Origin of the sequence: Burkholderia ubonensis (genome assembly GCF_902833085.1) — a bacterium.
GTDB classification, from domain to species: Bacteria; Pseudomonadota; Gammaproteobacteria; order Burkholderiales; family Burkholderiaceae; genus Burkholderia; species Burkholderia ubonensis.
The window spans coordinates 1-22,357 of the sequence record NZ_CADFEB010000016.1; the positions used below are offsets into that span (position 1 = coordinate 1).

Consider the following 22,357-nt stretch of genomic DNA (forward strand, 5'->3'; position numbering starts at 1 on the left):
CCGCCTGCGCGGTGTCGAAGCCCGCGTCCTCGAAACCCGGCAGCTGCGCGACGGCGTCGATGCCGGCCAGTTCCTTCAGCACGAACAGCATGTCCTTGACGGGGGCGGTATAGCTCATGGTCGATCTTCCAATCAGGCGGAAATTAGGGGTTCGCCATGCTGGCCGATACGGCAAAATCGGCCAGCGAATGGCAACGTTCGGCAGATCGTAACGCCATGTTTCCGGATTCCCATTGTCATATCCGGCCCACCTACTGACAAAATCGGCCACGGGATGCAACGCGCTCAGTCCGGCTGCCCGTTGGGCCGGCGGGAAAAATAGTGCGCCGGCGAATCGCCGAGGGCCTTGCGAAACATCGCGATGAAGTTGCTGGGCGACGCATAGCCCAGCGCGTCCGACACCTCGGCGACCGGCCGGCCGCGCGCGAGCAGGTCGAGACCGTGAGCGAGCCGCGCCTGCTGGCGCCACTGCGCGAAGCTCAGCCCAGTCTCCGCCATCATGAGCCGCCGCAGCGTCCGCGGCGACATCGTGCCGAACGCCGCCCACGCATCGAGCGTGCGCGGGCTGCCGGGCTCGTCGAGGATGGCCCGCGCCACGCGCGCAAGCCGCGGATCGCCCGGCATCGGCACATGCAGCGCCTCGTGCGGTGCGCGCCGGATCTCGTCATGGATCACCGCGGCCATCCGCTCGTGCTCGGGCGCCAGCGCCGCCTGCTTGTCCCAGTCGATCGCGCGATATGCCAGCGCCCGCAGCACCTCGCTGACGCCGATCACGCACGGCCGGGCCGGCAAGCCCGCGCAGAACGCCGGCGAGGCCAGCAGCGCCCAGCCGCTCGGCGCGCCGCTGACCCGCACCCGGTGCGGCGCGCCCGGCGGCACCCAGCCGGCGCGGCGCGGCGGCAGCAGCCACGCGCCGTGCGGCGTATGCACATGAATCAATCCCGCCTCCACGCAGAGCACCTGACCGCGCGCATGCGTGTGCCAGTCGTATTCGCGCGTGCCAAGACGATAGGCGCTCGCCGGATCGTCGTTGCCGCGCAGCGCGATCAGCGCGGGGCCGTCCAGCCACTCGCTGAAATCGGGGAAGGTCGTCTCGGTCGCCGCGGCTTCTTTCATGTTGGCCAGTTTACGGCATTCGATGGCCATATGCCGTTATCGTGCGTGATCGCGATCACGGAACAATGTGCGCCGGACAGCGCCATTCGGCGCGATTTTCGGAGACGTTCCCATGCAGAAAATCCATGTCGCCATCGTCGGCGCGGGCCTGGGCGGCCTGTGCCTCGCCCAGGCGCTGAAACGCGCCGGCATCGCCTTCGACGTGTACGAGCGCGATCCCGCGCTCGACAGCCGCCGGCAGGGTTTCCGCATCCGCATCGACGCGACGGGGCAGCGCGCGCTGGCCGCCAGCCTGCCCGCCGGGCTCTACGCGCTGCTCCGCGCGTCGGCGTCGCAGCGCACAGCCGGCACGCGGTTCCTGACGCCCCGGCTCACACCGGCTGCCGCGCGCGTGCCGGCCTGCTGGCAACCGGATCCGCAAGCATCGGAACCGGAAGACCTGGCCGACCTGAGCATCGACCGGCTGACCCTGCGCGAGATCCTGATGGCGGGCATCGAGCACCATGTCCATTTCGGCCACGCGATCGACCGCTACCAGGTGCTGCCCGACGGACGTGTGCAAGCGCTGTTCACACACGGCGATCGTGTTCATTGCGACGTATTGGTGGGAGCGGACGGCGTCAACTCCGCAATACGATCGCAGCTCACCCCTGCCGCCGCACCGGCCGACACCGGCAGCATCTGCGTCTACGGCAAGACCCGGCTGCCGCACGCCGACGTCGCGCAACGCGACGAAACCGTGCTGCGCGGCGGAACCAGCGTGGTTTTTGCGGACGGCTGCGCCGCGGTCCTCGAGGACATGCGCTTCCGTGCCGACCTGCCCGCGCGCGCGGCGAGCACCGTGCCGCGCTGCCGGCTTTCGCCGCCGGACGACTACTTCTACTGGGCGCTGATCGGGCCGCGCGGTCGTTTCGGGCTGGACAGCCTGTCCGCCGTCGCGCCCCGCTTGCCGGCCGCGCTCGAGCAAGTCGCGCGGCACTGGCATCCGGCCCTGCAGCGCCTGCTGTACGAAACGCCGCCGTCCGCCGTCGCCGCGCTGCCCGTTCGCCGCGGGCGACCCGACGTACCGCTGCCTGCCGGGCCCGTCACGCTGCTCGGCGATGCGATCCATGCGATGAGCCCCGCGGGAGGTGCAGGCGCCAACACCGCGCTCAAGGGCGCCGGCGCGCTGGCCGCCCTCCTGGCCGAGCACGCGGGAAGCGGTCACGGCGTCCGGCATGCCGTCACCCGTTACGCCGAACGGATGCGCGTGTGGGCAACCGACGCCGTGGCCGCATCGGACCGCGCGGCGGCCCTGCTGTTTTTCTGAGGCAGGGCGGCTTTCGCGCGTGATCCGAAGCCCGCGTCAATCGACGTCCCGTTGCATCCCGAACGGAAACAACGCGAGAGGCCGCCGCAACGCTACGTGCGCCGCCGGTAGGTGCCGGGCGTGCTGCCCGTCCAGTGCCGGAACGCGCGATGAAACGCGCTCGGATCGTCGAAGCCGAGATCGGCGCCGATCGCCGCGATCGTGTCGTGGGTGTCGGTGAGCCGCTGGATCGCGATGTCGCGCCGCAGTTCGTCCTTCAGCACCTGGAACGTCGTGCCTTCGGCCAGCAGGTGGCGGCTCAGCGTGCGCACCGAGCAGTGCAGGCTCGCGGCGGCTTCCTCGATCGTCGACAGGTCCGGCAGCCGGCCCGACAGATACTGCCGCACGCGATGGCAGACGAGCTGCTCGCTGAACGATTCGAAGATCCAGTCGCCGGGCGCGCGGGCGAGGAATTTCCGCAGGTTGCGCTTGCTTTGCCGGATCGGCACGTCGAGGTAGCCCGCGCTGAAGCGCATCAGCGTGCGGCTGCAGTCGAACTGCACCGGCCCCGAAAAGAAGTAGAGATGGTCGACCGCATGGCGCGGCCGCGGACACGCGAACTCGACCTGCAGCAGCGGAATCGTCTGACCGATCATCCAGGAGCACACGCCGTGCACGAGCTTGAGCATCAGCTCCTGGCCGAGCGGGCCAAGCGGGCCGAGGGCCGGATTCGGCCGGATCACGACCTGGCCGATCAGGCCATCGCGCTTCGATTCGACGTAGAAATCGTCAAGGACGATGTGGAAGAACTGACCGAAGCGATGCAGCGCCGTTTCGAGGTTGCGGGCATCGAGCAGGCTGAGGCACAGGTATTTCAGCGTGCCGCCGCGCAGCGGGCGCGAGAAGATGCCGGGCATTTCGTCGTCGAGGTCGATCGCGAGCGTGCGGTACAGCGTCGAGAACTGCTCCTCGGTCACGCGCGCATTCGGTTCGCCCTGCAGCTCGCCCGGGATGCCGGCCCCGCGCAGATAGCGCTGGATCACGTCGGGCGGCAGGCCCGCACTCGCGAGAAAACCGTTGACGAGGGAAATCGGCACCGTCGCGCTCGGCGACGCCGACGGTCGGTCAGGCTGGGGGGAACTGGAATCTGGGCCGGTCATCGCGTACGCGTCCAACGAACCGCTGGCATTGTACTTGACCCGGCGCCGGCGGACGGCGCTTGCCGCCGCCGCCGCGGACGCCCCGCCGCCGCGCTGCCGCCCCCGCATCAATCGGCGTGGCTGAGTTCCCGCCGCAGGATCTTGCCGACGGTCGATTTCGGCAGCCGTTCGACGAAGCGGATCACCTTCGGCACCTTGTACGCCGCGAGGTTCGCGCGGCAATGCGCGATCAGGTCCGCCTCGGTGACGACGGCGTCCTCCGCCGCGACGACGAACAGCCTGACCGCCTCGCCCGTCTTCGGGTCCGGCACGCCGATGCACGCACATTCGGCCACGCCGGGGAACGCGGTCGCCACCGCTTCCACCTCGTTCGGGTAGACGTTGAAGCCCGACACGATCACCATGTCCTTCTTGCGGTCGACGATCTTCAGGAAGCCCTGGTCGTCGAACACGCCGATGTCGCCGGTGCGGAAGTAGCCGTCCGCGGTGAACGCCCGCGCGTTCGCTTCCGGCTGCTGCCAGTAGCCGCGCATCACCTGCGGCCCCTTCACGCAGACTTCGCCGGGCGCGCCGATGGCGGCCTCGCGGTCGTTGTCGTCGAGCAGCTTCACGTCGGTGGACGGCAGCGGCAGGCCCGTGGTGCCCGTGAACGTGTCGACGGACGGCGGATTGAACGTGACCACGGGCGAGGTTTCCGACAGCCCGTAGCCTTCGCGGATGAAGCAGCCCGTCACGGCCTTCCAGCGCGCCGAGATCACGTCGATCACCGCCGTGCCGCCGCCCGCCGACAGCGTGAGGCGCGACCAGTCGATCTCCTTCAGGCGCGGGTGGTTCGCGAGCCCCGCGTACAGCGTGTTCACGCCGACGAACACCGTCGGCCGCGCGGCCTTCAGCACGTCGACGAACGCGTCGAGGTCACGCGGATTGGCGACGAGCCAGTTCTCCGCGCCGATCGCGAAATAGGACAGGAAATTCACCGTCAGCGCGAAGATGTGATACAGCGGGATCGCGGTGACGACGACTTCCTCGCCCGGCCGCTGCGCATCGAACACGAGCACGCCGAACTGCGCGATGTTCGCGAGCAGGTTGCGGTGCGACAGCGCGGCGCCCTTCGACAGCCCGGTGGTGCCGCCCGTGTACTGGAGCAGCAGCAGGTCGTCGCCGCCGAGCGCGACCGGCTCGCAGGCGAGCCGCTCGCCTGCGGCGAGCGCGTCCGTCAGCGCGATCGCGTCGCGCGGCAGCGCTTCGCGCACGGCGTCGGGCACGTCGACGACGCCGAGATCGCCGCGGCCCACGGTGAGCACGGTGCGGATGCGCGGCGTGTTGGCGATCACGTCCGCGAACGTGCGCGTCGAGCCGCCGCACACGACGATCGTCTCGACGCCCGCGTCGTTGAGCTGGTGCTCGAGCTCGCGCGCGGTGTAGAGCGGATTGACGTTGACCTGGACGGCGCCGATCTTCGCGACGGCGATGAAGACGACCGGAAACGCCGGCACGTTGGGCAGCATCACGGCCACGCGATCGCCCTTGCGGACCCCGACGACCTGCTGCAGATAGGCGGCCAGCGCGGTCGACAGGCGATCGACGTCCGCATAGGTCAGCGTCCGGCCCGACGCGCGGAACGCCGGCTTGTCGGCGAACCGGCGCATCGCGTCGTCCAGCAGCGCATTCATCGAGGGATGGCGATCGGCGTCGATCTCGGCGGGGATCGCGCCATACGACGCGGTCCAGTGTCTCTTGATCATGTAGGTATCCTTGTGCGGCCGGCGCGCAGGCTTCGCGCATCGCGGGAACCGCTCCCGGATCGATGCTGGCGCCGCTCGGTCGACGCCCCGAGCCGCTCGGGCGCAGGTCGTCTCACGCATGCCGACTATCGCCCGCCGGCCGCGCTTTGCAAATGATCGACGCGGCCGTAAAGATGATCGAAGCGGACACGCATCGGATGTCGTCCCGCAGCCAACGCCGAAGCTCGCATCAGCTGCGTTTCCGACGCCGTATTCATCGCCGACTCGCAAGGTCATCGGAAGATCTTGCGCGACAAGACCGGTATGGCGGCCACGCTGGCCTTTCTGAACGAAGTCGCGTAGCCTCCGCGATTCTTCACTGCGAAAGCGCATCACCTCGATCTTCTTGCTCCATGTTGACGCTATATAAGTACGCGCTTGGCCCGATCCTGCTGGCTCAGGCACGTTGGTTGCGCAGAACCGCGCTGCGCCTGCCCGAGGCCGACGGTCCCCGTAAAGGGAGCGAGGGCGCGGACGATGGTTCGACGGCGCCCCTGCGCATTCTGGTGGTCGGCGATTCCTCGGCGGCGGGCGTGGGCGTGGACGAGCAGGAACATGCACTGGCACAGCCGGTTGCGCGGCTCCTGGCATCCGCCACGGGCCGGCGGGTCGAATGGCAACTGATCGCGAAGTCCGGCGTCAATACGGACGAGGCGCTGCAGCTGTTGATGGGCAGCAAGATCGGGCCGGCCGATTACCTCGTCACGGCGCTCGGCACGAACGACGTCACGTCCCAGCGCAAGCCGGGGCAATTCATCCGCGACTATATCGCGCTCGCGGATCATCTCGGACTGCGAACCGGCGCCGCCGGCATCGTCGTGACAGGATTGCCGCCGTTGCGCATCCTGCCGGCCGCACCGCATCCGCTGCGGTGGTATCTCGGCCGCTACGCCATTCGACTCGATCGGGTCTTGCGGCGCTGGGTCGACCTCCATCCCGCGCGACGTTACGTGTCGCTCGAGTGGGCCGCGAATCCCGCCGAGATGGCAATCGACCGGTACCATCCCGGGCCGAATCAATATCGTCGATGGGCCGAACTCGTCACCGAGCAAATTCTGACGTTGCCGGCCCACGGGCCGCGGCCGCGCTCAGGGTGAACCCTGTGGCGACCCAACGCATTCGAGGGCAGAATCGCGTACCCGGAATCGGTATCGAATCGGACTCAGGACTCACCCCATGCTGCGCGACTCGCCGTTGAAACCGGCCAAGACACGGCCCCCCGGCGATCGGTCGCCCGACGCCGCGCTGCCCGCCATGCTGCGCGAGAAGCGCTTCTCGCCGTCCAAGCTCGCGGTCCTGCTGCAGGTTGCATCGGACCTCGGGCTCGACACCGGCGCGGTGCTGGCGGGAACCGATCTCGATCCCGCCGCGATCGCCGATCCGTTCACGCTCACGTCGTCGCAGCAGTTCCTGACGGCCGCGGGCAACGCGATCCGCGCCTACGGCAACCCGGATCTCGGCGTGCGGGTCGGGCACCGGCTGCACGTGTCGAGCTACGGGATGTACGGCTACGCGATGCTGTGCTCGGAATCGATGGCCCACGCGTTCGACTCGGCCGTCAAATACCACCAGCTCGCGAACCGCATGCTCGAAATCGGCTGGGTCGTGCAGGACGACACGGCGTCGTGGCTGTTTCCCGATCGGGAAACCATGCCGCTGCCCTGTCTCGACGAGCCGCTGTACCGCTTTCTGATCGACATGCAGTTCGCGCTGCACGTGACGATCATCAAGGACGTGATGGGCGCGTGGTGCGTGCCGGCGCGCGCGCAGTTCACGCAGCCGGAGCCGCCGCACGCGGCCATGCTGTCCGACGCGCTCGAATGCCCGCTCGCGTTCGACCAGCCGCGCAACGTGCTCAGCTACCCGGCCGCGTGGCTCGCGCGCGCGCCGCAGCTCGCGAACCCGATCACCGCCGCGCAGGTGTCGTCGCACTGCGCGCGGCTGCTCGACGAACTGCGCACCCAGTCGGGCGTCACGCGCCGCGTCTACCAGGAACTCACGCGCATGCCGGGGCAGTTCCCGGACCTCGACGCGATCGCGCAGACGCTGTGCATCACCGCGCGCACGCTGCGCCGCAAGCTCGAGGCCGAAGGCACGTCATACAGCGAACTGCTGACGAGCGTGCGCAAGGCGCTGGCGATCGACTACCTGAGCACGACCACGCTCAGCACCGAGGACATCGCGGCGACGCTCGGCTTCAGCGACGCGGTGGGGTTCCGCCACGCGTTCAAGCGCTGGACCGGCAGGACGCCGAGCGACGTGCGGCGCAAGCGGGGCGCGTAAGCGGAACGCATGAGCGGCGCGGCGGGCGGGATCTCAGTGCATGCCGCCCGAACGGCTCGCCGCATCGCCCGCGCCGCGCGCCGCCGGCAACGTGAACTCGAACACCGCCCCCCGCCCGGCCCGGTCGACCAGCCGGATCGTGCTGCCATGCAGCAGCAGCATCCGGTGGACGATCAACAGCCCGAGCCCGCCGCCCTGCGCCGCGCCGCCCGCGCCCGTCGGCCGCTGCGGCCGCCGGAACAGCCCTTCGCGCCGCTCCGGCGGAATGCCCGGGCCGGTGTCCGCGACCGTCACCACGACCGTGCCGTCGCGCGACGCCAGCGCGATCTCGACCTCGCCGTGCTCCGGCGTGTGCCGCAGCGCGTTGTCGAGCAGGTTGGTCAGCACGCGCTCGATCATCCCGAGATCCGCCGATACGTTCGGCACGCGCAGCGGAATCCGCGCATGCAGCGCGACGTCGCGCGCCTTCGCGGCCAGCTCGAATTTCTGGAACACGTCCTGCACGAGATCGACGAGCGAGAACGGCTCGCGCTCGGGCTGCACGCCGCCCGATTCGAGCCGCGCGAGCTCGAACAGCGCCTGCGCGAGCCGGCCGACCTTCGCGCTCTGCGCGAGCGCGATCGACAGGTAGCGCCGGCGCTCGGCGTCGCCGAGCGAGTCGGTCTTCAGCGACAGCGTCTCCAGGTAGCCGTGCAGCGACGTGAGCGGCGTGCGCAGGTCGTGCGAGATGTTCGTGATCAGCTCGCGCCGCTGCTGGTCCTGCCGCGTCAGCGCGCGCCATTGCTCGCCGATCCGGTCGGCCATCTGCGCGTACGTCGATTCGAGCAGCGCGATGTCGTCGCCGCGCCGCCCGGGCGGCGAGCGCGGCACGGCCGGCTGCGTGTCCGGCTCGCCGTCCGCGTCGAAGCGGCGCATCGCGTCGGTCAGCCGGCGCAGCGGGCGCGTGATGAAGCTGAACGCGGTCAGGCCCGCCAGCAGCCCGAACAGCGCGACGAGCGCCATCGACCACAGCGTCGTGCGCAGCACGTTGCCGGCGTCGAACCGCGCCGCGAGCCGGTCGTGCGCCTCGCCGAGCAGCACCACGTAGATGTAGCCCGCCGGCGCCTGCCCCGCGCGGCGCAGCGGCGCGGCGCTGAAGATCTTGCGCGCGCTCGGGCTGCGCGGATCGTCGCCGAGGATCGGCAGCGGCTCGCCCGCGAGAAAGCGCTGCACCGGCGCGAGATCGACGCGGTCGCGCTTCACGTGCCCGGGCGGCGCATCGTCGCCCTTGATCCGCCCCGCGTCGTCGAGCAGGTACACCTCGACGCTCGGGTTCACGCCCATCAGCTGGCCGAACAGCGTGCGCACGGCGTCCGGGCGCAGGCCGTTCGCGTCCGCCAGCGGCGTGATGTTCGCGATGTGCGCGGCGAGATCGCGCGACAGGCCCTGCACGACTTCCATCTCGCGCATGTCGTTCGCGCGGATCTGCAGCCACGCCGACGCGCCCGAGCACGCGAGCAGCAGCACCGAGAACACGAGCGACAGCCGCTGGGTGAGCGTCAGCTTCATGGTGCGTCCCGCTGCCCCGGCGCGGCCAGCTTGTAGCCGCGTCCCCACACGGTGAGGATTCGCGCGGGCTCGGCCGGGTCCGCCTCGATCTTCGCGCGCAGCCGGTTGATGTGGGTGTTGACCGTGTGCTCGTAGCCTTCGTGCTGGTAGCCCCACACCGCGTTCAGCAGGTCCATCCGCGAGAACACCTTGCCGGGATGCCGCGCGAAGAAATACAGCAGGTCGAACTCGCGCGGGGTCAGGTCGATGCGCACGCCGTCGACGCTCGCCTCGCGCGCGATCGGGTCGACCGACAGCCCCGCGACGTCGAGCGTGCCCGCGTCGACGCGCGAATCCCGCGCGAGCGCGTCGACGCGGCGCAGCAGCGCCTTGACCCGCGCGACCAGTTCGAGCACCGAGAACGGCTTCGCGAGATAGTCGTCGGCACCGAGTTCGAGACCGAGGATCCGGTGCACCTCGCTCGAGCGCGCGCTCGTGATGATGATCGGCGTGTAGCGCTGCATCCCGCGCGCGCGCCGGCAGATCTCGAGGCCGTCGACGCCCGGCAGCATCAGGTCGAGGATCAGCGCGTCCCAGTTGCCCTGCTCGAGCAGCCGCAGGCCCTCGGCGCCGTCCGCGCTGTGCACGACCTCGTAGCGCTCGTCGCGCAGGTGCAGGCTCAGCACGTCGGCGATGTCGGCGTCGTCCTCGACGATCAGGATGCGTTTCGGGTGGTCCTTCGGATGGTCCATGTCGGAGCGGCGCCGCACGCGGCGCGTCGGGGTCTCGGTCGGGGTCGGATGGCGGCGGATGCCGCCCTGCCGCCATTGTGCAAAATTTTGCGGCGGCGAGTGATCACAATTCGTTTAACTTTTAGTGTCACATGCGACGTGAGCCCGGCAACGGTCATGGAACGGTCAGCCGACCTTACCCCGCGCCCTTCAGTTCGATCAGCAGATCCTTCGCGGCGACCCGCTCGCCCGGCTTCACATGTACGGCCCCGATTTCGCAATCGCGCTCCGCCGCGATGTGCGTTTCCATCTTCATCGCCTCGAGCGCAATCAGCGTCGTGCCGGCCGTCACGCGCTGCCCCGGCTGCACGGCCACCGTCACCACCGAGCCCGGCATCGGCGCAGCGATATGCAGCGGATTCGCCGGATCGGCACGCTGCAGACCATGACGCTCCTTGCCCGCCGGCACGACGCGCTTCTGCTCGACGAGCGCGGAACGCGACTGACCGTTCAGCTCGAACAGCACCTTCACGATGCCGTCCTGCGCATCGGCATGCTGCCCCTGCAGCGACACGAGCAGCGTCTTGCCCGGATCGATGTCGATCGCGACTTCCTCCTGCGGCTGCAGCCCGTACAGGAACGCCGGCGTCGGCACGACCGACGTGTCGCTGTAGGCGCGAACGTGAGCGTAATAGTCGACCGTCTGCTTCGGATACATCAAATAGGACGCGAGTTGCCGGTCGTCGAGCGGCCGCTCGCACGCGGCCTCGGCCCGCTCGCGTACCGCGTCGAGATCGACCGGCGGAATCTGGTCGCCGGGACGATACGGCGCAGGCGGTTCGCTCTTGAGCACCTTGCGCGACAACTCGGCCGGGAAGCCGTCGGGCGGGAAACCGAGTTCTCCCTTGAACAGCGACACGACCGACTCGGGGAATGCGATGTCCTTGTCCGGATTGCGCACGTCGTCCACGCCAAGATCGTTCGCGACCATCATCAGCGCCATGTCGCCGACCACCTTCGACGTCGGCGTGACCTTGACGATGTCGCCGAACAGCCGGTTCACGTCCGCATATGCGCGCGACACCTCGGTCCAGCGATGATCGATGCCGAGCGAGCGCGCCTGCTCGCGCAGGTTCGTGTACTGGCCGCCGGGCATCTCGTGACGGTAGACGTCGGCCGTGCCCGCGCGGATTTCCGATTCGAACGGTGCGTAATAGCGGCGCACGCCTTCCCAGTACATCGACGCTTCGTGCAGGCGGTCCTGATCCAGCCCGGAAGCGCGTTCGCCGCCGGCCAGCGCGGCCGCAATGCTCGACAGGTTCGGCTGCGACGTGAGCCCGCTCATCGCATCGAGCGCGCCGTCCACCGCATCGCAGCCCGCACCGACCGCCGCGAGCACCGACGCCGCGGCGATCCCGCTCGTGTCGTGCGTATGGAAATGCACGGGCAGCCCGGTTTCCTCCTTGAGCGCCTTCACGAGCGTCGCGACCGCCTGCGGGCGGCAGATGCCGGCCATGTCCTTGATGCCGAGCACGTGCACGCCGGCCCGCTGCAGTTCGCGTGCGATGCCGACGTAATACTTGAGGTCGTACTTCGAACGCGACGTGTCGAACAGGTCGCCGGTGTAGCAGATCGCGCCTTCGCACAGCATCCCGCTCTCGCCGACCGCATCGATCGCCACGCGCATGTTGCGCACCCAGTTCAGCGAGTCGAACACGCGGAACACGTCGACGCCGGCGCGCGCGGCCTGCTGCACGAAGAAGCGCACGACGTTGTCCGCGTAGTTCGTATAGCCGACCGCGTTCGAGCCGCGCAGCAGCATCTGGAACAGGATGTTCGGCACGCGTTCGCGCAGCAGCGCGAGCCGCTCCCACGGGTCTTCCTTCAGGAAGCGCAGCGCGACGTCGAACGTCGCGCCGCCCCAGCATTCGAGCGAGAACAGCTGCGACAGCTCGCGTGCGTAGAACGGCGCGATCGGCAGCATGTCGGCCGTGCGCATGCGCGTCGCGAACAGCGACTGGTGCGCGTCGCGCATCGTCGTGTCCGTCAGCAGCACCTGCTTCTGGTCGAGCATCCAGCTCGCGAATTTTTCGGGCCCGAGTTCGCGCAGTCGATCGCGCGTGCCGGCAGGAATCGCGACGGCCGTGTCGACCTTCGGCAGCACGGGTTTCGACAACGGCAATGCCGGCAGCGTGCGGCCGTTCATCTCGGCGTTGCCGTTCACGTTCAGCTCGCCGAGATAGCGCAGCAGCTTCGTCGCGCGGTCGCCGCGCTTCGCGAACTCGAGCAGTTGCGGCGTCTTGTCGATGAAGCGTGTCGTCACGTCGCCGGCGATGAACGACGGATGGTTGATCACGTTCTCGAGGAACTGCAGGTTCGACGTGACGCCGCGAATCCGGAACTCGCGCAGCGCGCGATCCATCCGATGAATCGACTCGGCGGCCGTCGGCGCCCAGGTCGTCACCTTGACGAGCAGCGAATCGTAGTACGGCGTGATCACCGCGCCGCCATAGGCGGTGCCCGCATCGAGCCGCACGCCGAAGCCCGCTGCGCTGCGGTACGCCGTGAGCCGCCCGTAGTCGGGGAGGAAATCGTTCTCCGGGTCTTCGGTCGTGATCCGGCACTGCAGCGCGTTGCCGTTCAGCGGAATCGCGTGCTGTTCCGGCACGCCTGCCGCGCGCGCGGCGAGTGTGCCGTCGCCATCCATCGCGTCCTCGGCGAGCCCGATCCGTCCGCCTTCGGTGATGCGGATCTGCGCCTTCACGATATCGATCCCGGTGATCATCTCGGTCACCGTGTGCTCGACCTGGATGCGCGGGTTCACCTCGATGAAGTAGAACCGGCCGGTGTCGGCATCCATCAGGAATTCGACCGTGCCCGCGTGCGTATAGCCGACGGCGCGCATCAGGCGCAGCGCGGATTCGCACAGCGCCTGTCGGCCCGCGTGATCGAGATACGGCGCCGGCGCGCGTTCGACCACCTTCTGGTTGCGCCGCTGCACCGTGCAATCGCGCTCGTACAAATGCACGACCGTGCCGTGCAGATCGCCGAGCACCTGCACCTCGACGTGCCGCGCGTTGCGCACGAGCTTCTCGACGTACACCTCGTCGTTGCCGAACGCGGCCAACGCTTCGCGGCGCGCGACCGGCAGCAGGGTTTCGAGGTCCTGAGCGCTTTCCAGCACGCGCATCCCGCGACCGCCGCCGCCCCAGCTCGCCTTCAGCATCAGCGGATAGCCGACTTCCGCGGCCAGCGCCCGGCACGCGTCGAGATCGTCCGGCAGCGGCGCCGTCGCGGGCATCACGGGCACGCCGGCCGCGATCGCCGCGTTGCGCGCGGCCACCTTGTTGCCGAGCGTGCGCATCACGTCGGGCGACGGGCCGATCCAGCGGATGCCGGCGTCGATCACCGCCTGCGCGAAATCCGGGTTCTCGGACAGGAAGCCGTAGCCTGGGTGAATCGCGTCGACTTTCGCCAGCCGCGCGACGCGCAGGATGTCGTCGATGTCGAGATACGCCGCGAGCGGCTTCTTGCCCTCACCGATCAGGTAGCTCTCATCGGCCTTGAAGCGATGCAGCGCGAGGCGGTCCTCCTTCGAATACACCGCCACCGTGCGCATGTTCAGTTCGGCGGCGGCACGCATCACGCGGATCGAGATTTCCGAGCGGTTCGCGATCAGGATGGACTGAATGGGGGTAGGAGTCACGGCAGCCATGAATCGTCAGTGTTGGATGAAACCGGTCGACGCGATCCGTCGGCCGCCGGCTTCGCTTGCCGGCCGGCACGCGAAACGCGCGTCGTCGTTCGCGGGCACTTCGTGTCCGCCTCAGGCTATCAGCATTCTCACCATGCCGACCGCGTGCCGCTATCGCGATCACGACGACGAACAGCATTCAACCGACTTGCCGATGCCGGAATGCGAGACCGACTGGTCGGTCGTCGATTAGGATCGAAACGCGACTGCAACGTGACGGAGCGAGCCCCGGATGTCGAAGAGATGCCGCATCCGGGGCATTCCCGGCGCGATCAGGCGGCGCCAGTCAACGAGAATACGTAATACTTTCGCACCCGCTCGATCACTTCCCAGGTGCCCTTGAAGCCGGGCTCGATGACGAACACGTCTCCGGCCGCCAGATGGATCGGCTCCCCGCCCTCCGGCGTCAGCACACAACGACCTTCGAGGAAGTGACAGTATTCCCAGTCCTGGTAGTCGACTTTCCAGACGCCCGGCGAGGATTCCCATATCCCCATCAGCTGCTTCTTGTCGGGTGACTCGTACCCGTTCAGCGTCACGGTATGCGGATCGCCACTGACCGGCGTACCCGGCCAGGGCGCGTCGATGATCGCTTCGGCGCGGGCTTCGCGATGCAGAAAAATATGCAGATCTTGTCTCAAGGTAGTGACTCTCAAGGATTCCGTATAAGTGAAAGCAATTTCCGGGAAGTGTCGTCGAGCACGCCGGACGACATGCGAAGATCAGACCACGAAGCGACGCCAATCACTACTGCTGACGCGACATACTCCCTTCCCCTTACGACAACGCGTCGCTCCGCGAGACAAAAGCGGCTTGACCGGCTTGAAATCGGCGTTGGGCGATTGCCCTCGCCCACCATCACGCGCTGCCGCGCTCTATCGCCGGAGCGACGCAATCTTTTATCGAAGCGACACCGCGAAGAACGCTGCGAAGAATCTACTGAAAATGTCGCCGGATGGGCTCAAGTAAACATCGCGGAAGCCGACAACCGGCTCAATCGTTCCGTGCGGCCGGTGCCATTATTCGTGGTTCACGGGATCGTCTCTATGGATCATCTGAAGCAACGTAGAGGTCATCGTGAAACGCTCAACGTCTATCGCCTTCAAGTTCAGCGCAGTGTCCGGCGCTGCCCTGGGTATTACCGTCGTCATGTTGACTACATTGGGTGCGATTAACGTACGCCGCCAGGCGGTCGACGCTTTCGAGCAGGCAAGTCGGGCCAGAATCGGCCAAGCTGACGAATCGCTCGACACGAACTTCCGGGAAGTCGAGCAAAACCTGACATACCTGTCGAAAACGGTGCAGTTGCAGGCCGCCGATCAAAGCATCACCGATTATCTGAAACATGGAGGTCCGATGACGCCGGACGCGAACGGCGAAGTCGAAAAATCTATCTTTGGACTGCTTAAGCAATTCGGTGATGCGCATCCGAACATGCGCTACCTTGATATCGGCACTCGCTGGGGTGGATATGTTCAATGGCCACCGGAAAACCTCAACGGAGATCACTACGATCCGCGAGTCAGGCCATGGTACAGGCTCGCGATGACGTCCCCGGAGCAGGTTGTACGTCCTGATCCCTACCTTAGCGCGGCCGGTGGAGGCGGCGCGATCATCTCGTTCGCTCGTGCGGTGAAGAATGGCCAGGGCGAGGTCATCGGTGCTCTGGAAGGAGACATTTCACTCGACGGTTTCGCCCGCCTCACGAGCGGCATTCGATTTGGCGACACCGGATATCTGATCGTTACGGACAACCGCGGGAAGCTGCTCATCGACCCACGTGAGAAGTCGCACGAGTTCCGGGATATCAAAGGCATCGGCCCCGGATACGAGCAACTGGCAATGGCGAAGGACGGCCTCGTCAGCATCGACATGAACGGCGTCTCCTATCGCTCATACGTGTACACGTCACCGCGAAATGGCTGGAAATACTACGCGCTTGTACCCGAGTCGGAAATGATGGCCGCGGCAAACCGGCTGACGATCATGCTGATTTCAACCGGTCTGTTGGTTCTGGCCATCGCGTTACTCATCATGACCGCGCTTGGGCGAAGAATGACCAATCCGATTCGCAATCTCGCGGCATCCATGTACGAAATCGCCGCCGGCGACGGCGATATGACGCGACGTCTGCCGCTCGTCAGCAACGACGAAGTGGGCCATCTTGCAGGACAATTCAACCGCTTCGTTGAAAAGCTGCACGGCGTACTGGTGAAGGTGATGTCCGCCAGCCATCATTTCGAGCTGGCCGCCAGTGAGGTGTCGGCCGGCAATCTCGACCTGTCGGCCCGCACGGAGCAGCAAGCGGCGTCCATCCAGCAAACGGCCGCCAGCATGGAGGAATTGGCATCGACGGTGCGCGGCACGGCCGACCTGGCGATGAACGCGAACGAGATCGCTTCGGGCATGGTGGAAGCGGCGCGACGCGGCAACGAGGCCGTTGCGACCGCCGTGCAGACGATGGAAAATGCCGTCGAACAATCGGGCCGCATTGTCGGAATCGTCGGCATGATCGAGGGAATCGCGTTTCAGACCAACATCCTTGCGCTGAACGCCGCGGTCGAGTCCGCGCGAGCCGGAGAAAGCGGCCGAGGATTCGCCGTGGTCGCCGCGGAGGTGCGCAGCCTCGCGCAACGGTCGACAGGCGCCGCGAAAGAGATCAAGGCATTACTGGAAGCATCCGTCGGAAACGTGCATGCGGGCGCCGCGGAAGTCACGCTCGCGGGAAAGACCATCGCGGAATTGACCAACGCGATCTCCGGCGTCGCGACCATCACGACCGAAATCGCGACGTCGGCGCGCGAGCAGAGCCGCGCAATCGACGAGGTCAATCAAGCCGTTTCCCTGATGGATCAGTCCACCCAGCAGAATGCGGCGCTGGTCGAGGAAATTACAGCCGCGTCCGATTCCCTCCGATCGCAAAGCAGAAACCTTCATACCACGGTCGAGTTCTTCAAGCTCGGAGCGTAAATCGCCGCGGCACTCGAACGCGTCGAGGTAATGCGGCCTCACAGGGCCGCAGAAGACTCGACATCCGGGGACTTTTACCGGCTTCATTCAACAACCGGCGATCCGCGGACGGCGTGCGACCGGCACCGGGCGAACGTGCTCACGAAACTCATGCGAGCGGAGTGAGCGCGGCGGACTGCTCGAGCCGCCCGCGCCGCTCGCCGCGATCCGCCGCACCCGCCGTCACGGCTTGACGCCCTCGATCACGCTATGCGCGCCTTGCGTCGGATGAACGGCCGTCATCGACAGCCCGGCCGCCGCATAGAGCCGCCCGTACCCTTCGGCCGTGCGCCCGTGCCCGCCGGAACTCATGATCAGCATTTCGAGATCGTGCAGCTTCGCGAAATGCGGCTCGCCCGGCGGTGTGAGCACTGCCTCGACGAGCAGGAGCTTGCCGCCCGGGCGCATCGATTTCGCGCAGTTCGTCATGATCCGCGTCGCCTGCTCGTCGTCCCAGTCGCAGATCACGTGCTTCATCACGAAGACGTCTCCGTGCACGTCGATCGATTTGCTCGCGTCGCCCGCGACGACCTTCACCCGCCCGGTCAGCCCGTGCTTCGCGAAAAGCTGTCGCGCGCCTTCGCACGCGTGCGGCAGCTCGAAGAGCACGCCGTTCGCGTTCGGGTTCGCGAGCAGCAGCGTCGCAAGCAGAAAGCCGTGGCCGCCGCCCACGTCGACGATCGTGCGCGCTTGCGAAAAATCATAGGCGCGTGCCACCGCCGGCGATTCCAGTTCGCTGACGCTCGTCATCGCGTCGTTGACGATCGCCGCGATCTCCGGATGCGCATCGATGTACGCGAAGCCCGGCCCGCCCACGACATGCTCGAACGCGCTGCGTCCGGTCTTGACGCTGTACATCAGTTGCCCCCATGCCCGCCATCCGGTGTCCATCCCCGCGAGCCGCACGAAGCCGCGCATCGAGCCCGGCGCGTCGTGCCGCAGCGTGTCGCCGAGCGGGCTGTTGCGAAACCGCCGGCCCTCCTCCTCGACGAACACGCCGAGACTGCCGAGCGCGCGCAGCACGCGGTAAAGCGCCTCGGGGTGGGTGTCCGTCGCCGCGGCCAGCTCGTCCGCCGTCCGCTCCCGCTCCGCCAGCAGATCTGCAACGCCGAGCTCGGCGGCGACATAGAGCGCCTGCGCGTGCCACTTGCCGGTGACCATCTGCAGTATCGCGATATGCGGGGGCTGTCCCGCCTGCAATTCCGTCATCAGATTTCTCCTTTCGATCGATCGAAATACGAATGCGTAAGAATGCGTATGAATGCGGCCCGCCGCCGCGCGAGCCGGTACGGTCAGTCCGCGATCAGCCTGATCATCTCGGCCGTGTCGAAGTGATCCTCGAACGTGATCGCCCGGCCGTTCTCGAACCGCCATACGTGCACGAACTTCAGCGTCGCGCTGCGCCCGTTGGCCGCGGTGACGCGGCGCGTGCCGAGCACGACGATCCGCTCGCCGGACTCGATGAACTCGTCCGGCGCGATCCGCATCTCGGCGATGTGCGTCGGCACGTGCCTGATGAACGCGATCACTTCGTCGTGGCCGCGCTTGGTTCCGCCGAGCCCGTACGGGCTCATGCCGTCCGGATGGGTCCAGCGCACGTCCGGCGCGAGCGCCGCGAGCACGCCGGGCAGGTCGCGACGGTGGAAGGCCTCGTATGAGTCGCGCACGGTCTGCATGTTGATCGACATGGCAAATAGCTCCTGTCTCGCGCGTCAACGCTGCTCGGCCGGCAGCGTCTTCACCGCGCCGGGGAAGTGGGTTTCGATGGTCCGGCGCACGCCCTGCTTCCAGTGCACCGTGCAATCGCCGATCAGCGCGCGCCGCTTCGTGTTGTCGAACGCATAGGTTTCGCGCGTCACGTCGCTGCGCTCGAAACGCGCATCGACGCCCGTGATGTCAGCCACGTATTGCAGGCAATCCTGAATGCCGACGGCCTCGTCGCCGCCCCAGTTCAGCACGAGCGCGGGCGAGCTCGCCGCCTCCCACAGCAGCGGCACCTGGCGGACGAGATCGTCGGTGTGGATCAGCGACGCCCAGTTCTGGCCCTCGCGCGGCACCGGCACCGGCTTGCCGGCGAGCAGTTGCCGGTACAGCAGCACCGGCACGCCGCCGTGGCCGTATGGGCCGTACGCGACGTTCAGGCGCGCGATCACGGTCGGCAGGCCGAGCGTGGCCGAGAACGCGCGCACGACGCCCTCGCACGAGATCTTCACGATCGGATAGGCGGGCAGCCAGTGCGCGACGCCGTTCAGCGGGTCCGTCTCCGCATACGGATGATCGAGCGCCTGCCGCGCATACAGGCTGCCGCTCGACACGTAGATGAACGATTCCGCGTGGCGGCAATGCGTCATCAGGCGCCCGGTGGCGACCGTGTTGATCTCGATCGCCTTGTCGAAATCGCCGTCCTCGCCACGCCTCACCGCCGCGTGCAGCACGTGCGTGAAGTCGTCGGGCAGGCCGTCGAGCGTGTCGCGCTCCATGTCCCACCGCCACGTGTTCACGCCCTTCGCGCGCAACGCGTCCTCCACGCTCGCGTCGCCGAACCGGCCGATCGCCCACACCTCGTCCCGCGCCGCCAGCGCTTCGGCGACGGGCCGCGCCACCTGGCCGGTCGCGCCCGTGATCAGAACCTTGCGCTTCGCGTGCCGCCGTTTGGCGTCACCGCGCGCTTCGTTGACAGACACTGCCATGAGCCGCTTCTCCTTGTTCATCGTGATGTCGGACATCGGTCATTTGCCGCCGAGCGCTCGATCGAGCTCGGCGCGCAGCACCGCCTGGAACGTCGCGACGTGCGCGGGTCCCATCAGCGTGTAGTGCTCGCCCGCCACGTCGATGTAGCGATTCGGCGCGCGCGTGAACTCGTCCCATCGGCGCAGCTGGTTGTTCAGCCAGTCGTCCTTCGTGCCGCGCAGCGGGATCGCGTAGAAGATCGACATCGCCTGCACGCTGCCCGACGGCACGTACGAACGCCCGAGCGTCAGCAGCGATTGCGCGAGCCCCGCCCATGCGCGGAATTTCGGCAGATCGAGGTCGAGTTCGGCGAGCCGCCCGGCCGGCGCGTGGTCGATCAGGTACGCGAGCGGGTCCTGCTCCGGCATCGCGGCGCGCAACTGCGGCGGCAGCGTCAGCGACTGCTGCTTGTCGATCAGCGACAGGAAGAACGCGAGGTTGACCGCGCCTTCCACCTCGTCGAGCTCTTCCATCCGGTACTTGATGTGCGGCGGCAGATTGAAGCTGCCGACGAAATCCACGCGCTCGCCCTGCGATTCGAGCACCTTCGCGATCTCGAACGCGACCGCGCCGCCGTACGAATAGCCGGCCACCGCGTACGGCCCGCGCGGCTGCCGCTTGCGGATCGCGTCGACATACGTGCTCACCATCTCGTCGAAGCTGGAGAAATACGCCTCCCCTTCGTTGAAGCCGCGCGCGCGCAGCGCGTAGAACGGGCGCTCGTTGACGAAATACTTCGCGAGATTGACGAACACGAGCACCTCGCCGACGCCGGGGTGCACGCAGAAGAGCGGCGTCTTGCCGCCCGTGAGCTGCAGCGGCACGACGGGGTCGTATTCGCCCGCCGTCACGCGCTCGCCCGGCGCGACGCGCGCGGCCAGCGCACGCACGGTCGGATTCTGGAGAATCGTCACGATCGGCAGGTCGACGACGCCGAGCCGCTGCTCGACGTGGCGCTTGAGCTTCAGGATGTCGAGCGACGTGCCGCCGAGATCGAAGAAGCTCGCGGTCGCGCTGATCGCGTCGGGCGCGACCTGGAACATCTCCGCGAAGATCGCGGCGACCGCGGCCTCGGTGTCGCCCTCGGGCGCGGCGTAGCCGCCCATCTGCCGGTTCGCGAGATCGGCGACCAACGCCTTGCAGCCGTCGTAGCCGCCCGCTTCGAGCCGCTTGCGCATGATCGTGCGCTGGGTCTTGCCGAGGCTGGTCTTCGGAAACTCGTCTTCCGGCAACGGCAGGATCAACGCGGGCCGGAAGCCCCACAGCAGGATCGTGCTGTTGCGGATCGCGATGATGACGCGATACAGCGCGTCATCATCGTCGAGCGGGAACGACGGCGTGAACGTCACGACGAGCTGCTCGGATTCGTCGCCGGTGCTGCGCGTCGGGAACGCCGCGACGAACGAGCGCTTGATGCCGTCGAGCGCTTCGAGCGCCGTCTCCAGCTCGTGGCTGAAGTAGTTGACGCCGTTGACGATGATGCTGTCCTTGCTGCGTCCGACGAGCCACAGCCGGCCGCGCTCGATGCGCCCGAGATCGCCCGTGCGGAACCAGCCGTCGCTCGTGAACGCCGCGCGCGTCGCCTCGGCATTGTTGTAATAGCACTGGAAGATCATCGGGCCGCGCACCTGGAACTCGCCCGCTTCGCCTTCCGGCAGCACGTTGTTGCGGTCGTCCGCGATGCGCATCTGCAGCCCGGCCACCGGCAGGCCGAGCGAAGCGAACTCGCGGCCCGCGTCGCCGTGCGGAAATTCGCGCGAATACACGGAGCCCGCGCACGTCTCGGTCATCCCGAACGCGGGCCACAGCGCGTCGGGCGCGAGGCCGCACGGCGCGAGAAGATCGAGGAAGCGCTGCCCGGTCGCGACGACGATCGCCTCGCCGCCCGACACGGCGTGCCGCAGCGACGAGAGATCCACCGAGCGGCGCCACGCCGCGAGCGCCTCGTCGCCCATCGCTTCGAGCGCGGCGTTCAGTTGCCCGAACAGGAAGTTCGGCGAGAAGGTCATCGTGACGCGATAGCGGCTGATGAGCCGCAGGAAGCGCAGTGGATCGGTCAGGATCGCCGCGGATTCGACATGGAGCTGCACGGCGCCCACGTAGAGCGGCAGCAGGTGGGCTTCGAGCAGCGCGGCGACGTGATCGAACGAGATCCAGTTGAGCGTGACGTCCGCGCGGGCGAGCTGCTGCCTGTCGTTCTTGCCCGCCATCGATGCGAGCAGGTTGCCGTGCGTGAGCACGACCGCCTTCGAATTGCCGGTGGAGCCCGACGTGAGCACGAAGACGGCCGGGTCCGACGGTTGCGCCGCATGAACCGATTCGTCGGGCGCGCCGGCGCGCAGCGCGTTCAGGTTGACGGCGAACGCGCCGTCCGGCAGATCGCTCTTCAGCGCTTCGGTGGTGACGAGCAGCGGATGGTCGAGCAGCGTGTCGACGTGCGCGAGATGCTTCGCCCAACGCTCCGGATCGTTGCGGATCGGCACGAGCGGACACGGCACGAATCCGCCGAGCGCGCACGCCCAGAACGCCGGGATGAAATCGTTCGCGTGCTCGAGCAGCAGCGCGACCTTCATACCGGACCGGTAGCCGCGCGAGCGCAGACCGCCCAGGATGCGGCGCGCCTCGTCGAGCAGCTCGGGATACGTGACGAAAGCGCCCTTTTCCTCGGATTCCGCGGCGATGAAACGCACGCCCGTATGCGGATGCAGCCGTGCGGCCCGCAACAGCAGATCGACGATGTTGCGCGGCGGAGTGGCGCGCAATTCGTGTTCGGAAACGCGCGGCGAATCGAGAGTGGATGTCGTCATGGTGCAGGTACTCCATGCTGGTGGTGCAAGTGGTGAACGAACGTCCGGGCGCGTCCGTGCGGACGCGTCGATTGACGATTGCGGGTGAATCCCTACCTGACTGGCCGCCGACCTCGCGAAGACGAGCCGGCAGCCGATTGACACTCGACTGCGTGAGACGAACCGGCC

The 22,357-nt window shown here is 67.5% G+C and carries 16 protein-coding genes; 4 read left to right on the forward strand and 12 right to left on the reverse strand.

Going from position 1 to position 22,357, the window contains the following annotated elements; genetic code table 11:
* Both HWX31_RS33900 and HWX31_RS33905 read right to left on the reverse strand, forming a co-directional pair.
* Window positions 1-118 (reverse strand): acyl-CoA dehydrogenase N-terminal domain-containing protein (locus tag HWX31_RS33900; RefSeq protein WP_133118012.1); only part of this gene is annotated, 118 nt, incomplete at its 3' end.
* Window positions 119-285: 167 nt separating this feature from the next.
* Window positions 286-1,116, reverse strand: a complete 831-nt coding sequence (locus HWX31_RS33905) for an AraC family transcriptional regulator (protein WP_174961640.1) — start codon at window positions 1,114-1,116, stop codon at window positions 286-288.
* Between the two features lie 67 nt (window positions 1,117-1,183).
* Between HWX31_RS33905 and HWX31_RS33910 the strand changes: the two genes are divergently transcribed.
* Window positions 1,184-2,425: an FAD-dependent oxidoreductase gene (locus tag HWX31_RS33910; RefSeq protein WP_244143923.1), complete on the forward strand. Its 1,242-nt coding sequence runs from the start codon at window positions 1,184-1,186 to the stop codon at window positions 2,423-2,425.
* A gap of 92 nt (window positions 2,426-2,517) precedes the next feature.
* Here the strand turns inward: HWX31_RS33910 and HWX31_RS33915 are convergent, their stop codons facing one another.
* Window positions 2,518-3,672 carry an AraC family transcriptional regulator gene (locus HWX31_RS33915; RefSeq protein WP_174961638.1) on the reverse strand — a complete coding sequence of 385 codons (1,155 nt, stop codon included), beginning with the start codon at window positions 3,670-3,672 and terminating at the stop codon, window positions 2,518-2,520.
* Window positions 3,672-5,309: an AMP-binding protein gene (locus HWX31_RS33920; protein ID WP_174961636.1), complete on the reverse strand. Its 1,638-nt coding sequence runs from the start codon at window positions 5,307-5,309 to the stop codon at window positions 3,672-3,674. The genes HWX31_RS33915 and HWX31_RS33920 overlap by 1 nt, the downstream gene beginning before the upstream one ends.
* 392 nt (window positions 5,310-5,701) lie before the next feature.
* Here HWX31_RS33920 and HWX31_RS33925 point away from each other — a divergent pair, with 392 nt between their 5' ends.
* Window positions 5,702-6,445, forward strand: a complete 744-nt coding sequence (locus HWX31_RS33925; protein ID WP_174961634.1) for an SGNH/GDSL hydrolase family protein — start codon at window positions 5,702-5,704, stop codon at window positions 6,443-6,445.
* A 79-nt stretch (window positions 6,446-6,524) separates the two neighbouring features.
* A complete protein-coding gene (locus tag HWX31_RS33930; RefSeq protein ID WP_174961632.1) occupies window positions 6,525-7,631 on the forward strand; it encodes an AraC family transcriptional regulator in 1,107 nt (368 codons plus the stop codon).
* A 33-nt stretch (window positions 7,632-7,664) separates the two neighbouring features.
* Here HWX31_RS33930 and HWX31_RS33935 read toward each other — a convergent pair whose 3' ends face one another.
* The 4 genes from HWX31_RS33935 to HWX31_RS34795 form a co-directional block, all read right to left on the reverse strand.
* A complete protein-coding gene (locus tag HWX31_RS33935) occupies window positions 7,665-9,179 on the reverse strand; it encodes a sensor histidine kinase (protein ID WP_174961631.1) in 1,515 nt (504 codons plus the stop codon).
* Window positions 9,176-9,910 carry a response regulator transcription factor gene (locus HWX31_RS33940; protein WP_059609215.1) on the reverse strand — a complete coding sequence of 245 codons (735 nt, stop codon included), beginning with the start codon at window positions 9,908-9,910 and terminating at the stop codon, window positions 9,176-9,178. The genes HWX31_RS33935 and HWX31_RS33940 overlap by 4 nt, the downstream gene beginning before the upstream one ends.
* A gap of 175 nt (window positions 9,911-10,085) precedes the next feature.
* Complete coding sequence (locus HWX31_RS33945; protein ID WP_174961629.1) at window positions 10,086-13,604, reverse strand: pyruvate carboxylase; 3,519 nt, start codon at window positions 13,602-13,604, stop codon at window positions 10,086-10,088.
* Between the two features lie 311 nt (window positions 13,605-13,915).
* On the reverse strand, window positions 13,916-14,284 hold the full coding sequence (locus HWX31_RS34795) for a cupin domain-containing protein (RefSeq protein WP_415492954.1): 369 nt from the start codon (window positions 14,282-14,284) through the stop codon (window positions 13,916-13,918).
* A gap of 436 nt (window positions 14,285-14,720) precedes the next feature.
* On the opposite strand from HWX31_RS34795, the gene HWX31_RS33955 reads away from it, so the two are divergent.
* Complete coding sequence (locus tag HWX31_RS33955) at window positions 14,721-16,613, forward strand: methyl-accepting chemotaxis protein (protein WP_174961627.1); 1,893 nt, start codon at window positions 14,721-14,723, stop codon at window positions 16,611-16,613.
* 222 nt (window positions 16,614-16,835) lie between these two features.
* On the opposite strand, the gene HWX31_RS33960 is transcribed toward HWX31_RS33955, so the two are convergent.
* From HWX31_RS33960 to HWX31_RS33975, 4 genes are all read right to left on the reverse strand, one after another.
* A complete protein-coding gene (locus tag HWX31_RS33960) occupies window positions 16,836-17,861 on the reverse strand; it encodes a methyltransferase (protein WP_174961625.1) in 1,026 nt (341 codons plus the stop codon).
* Window positions 17,862-17,944: 83 nt separating this feature from the next.
* Entirely contained in the window at window positions 17,945-18,340 is a 396-nt protein-coding gene (locus HWX31_RS33965; protein ID WP_174961623.1) for a nuclear transport factor 2 family protein, read from the reverse strand.
* Between the two features lie 24 nt (window positions 18,341-18,364).
* Window positions 18,365-19,342, reverse strand: coding sequence for an NAD-dependent epimerase/dehydratase family protein (locus HWX31_RS33970; RefSeq protein ID WP_174961621.1), 978 nt, complete (start codon window positions 19,340-19,342; stop codon window positions 18,365-18,367).
* 39 nt (window positions 19,343-19,381) lie between these two features.
* A complete protein-coding gene (locus HWX31_RS33975; RefSeq protein WP_174961618.1) occupies window positions 19,382-22,189 on the reverse strand; it encodes a non-ribosomal peptide synthetase in 2,808 nt (935 codons plus the stop codon).
* Window positions 22,190-22,357 lie beyond the last annotated feature (168 nt).

Bases quoted from the DNA above. Each gene is read 5' to 3' on its own strand.
- HWX31_RS33905 (WP_174961640.1), bottom strand. From the start codon at position 1,116: ATGAAAGAAGCCGCGGCGACCGAGACGACCTTCCCCGATTTCAGCGAG.
- HWX31_RS33915 (WP_174961638.1), bottom strand. From the start codon at position 3,672: ATGCGGGGGCGGCAGCGCGGCGGCGGGGCGTCCGCGGCGGCGGCGGCA.
- HWX31_RS33920 (WP_174961636.1), bottom strand. From the start codon at position 5,309: ATGATCAAGAGACACTGGACCGCGTCGTATGGCGCGATCCCCGCCGAG.
- HWX31_RS33925 (WP_174961634.1), top strand. From the start codon at position 5,702: ATGTTGACGCTATATAAGTACGCGCTTGGCCCGATCCTGCTGGCTCAG.
- HWX31_RS33930 (WP_174961632.1), top strand. From the start codon at position 6,525: ATGCTGCGCGACTCGCCGTTGAAACCGGCCAAGACACGGCCCCCCGGC.
- HWX31_RS33935 (WP_174961631.1), bottom strand. From the start codon at position 9,179: ATGAAGCTGACGCTCACCCAGCGGCTGTCGCTCGTGTTCTCGGTGCTG.
- HWX31_RS33940 (WP_059609215.1), bottom strand. From the start codon at position 9,910: ATGGACCATCCGAAGGACCACCCGAAACGCATCCTGATCGTCGAGGAC.
- HWX31_RS33945 (WP_174961629.1), bottom strand. From the start codon at position 13,604: ATGGCTGCCGTGACTCCTACCCCCATTCAGTCCATCCTGATCGCGAAC.
- HWX31_RS33960 (WP_174961625.1), bottom strand. From the start codon at position 17,861: ATGACGGAATTGCAGGCGGGACAGCCCCCGCATATCGCGATACTGCAG.
- HWX31_RS33965 (WP_174961623.1), bottom strand. From the start codon at position 18,340: ATGTCGATCAACATGCAGACCGTGCGCGACTCATACGAGGCCTTCCAC.
- HWX31_RS33970 (WP_174961621.1), bottom strand. From the start codon at position 19,342: ATGGCAGTGTCTGTCAACGAAGCGCGCGGTGACGCCAAACGGCGGCAC.
- HWX31_RS33975 (WP_174961618.1), bottom strand. From the start codon at position 22,189: ATGACGACATCCACTCTCGATTCGCCGCGCGTTTCCGAACACGAATTG.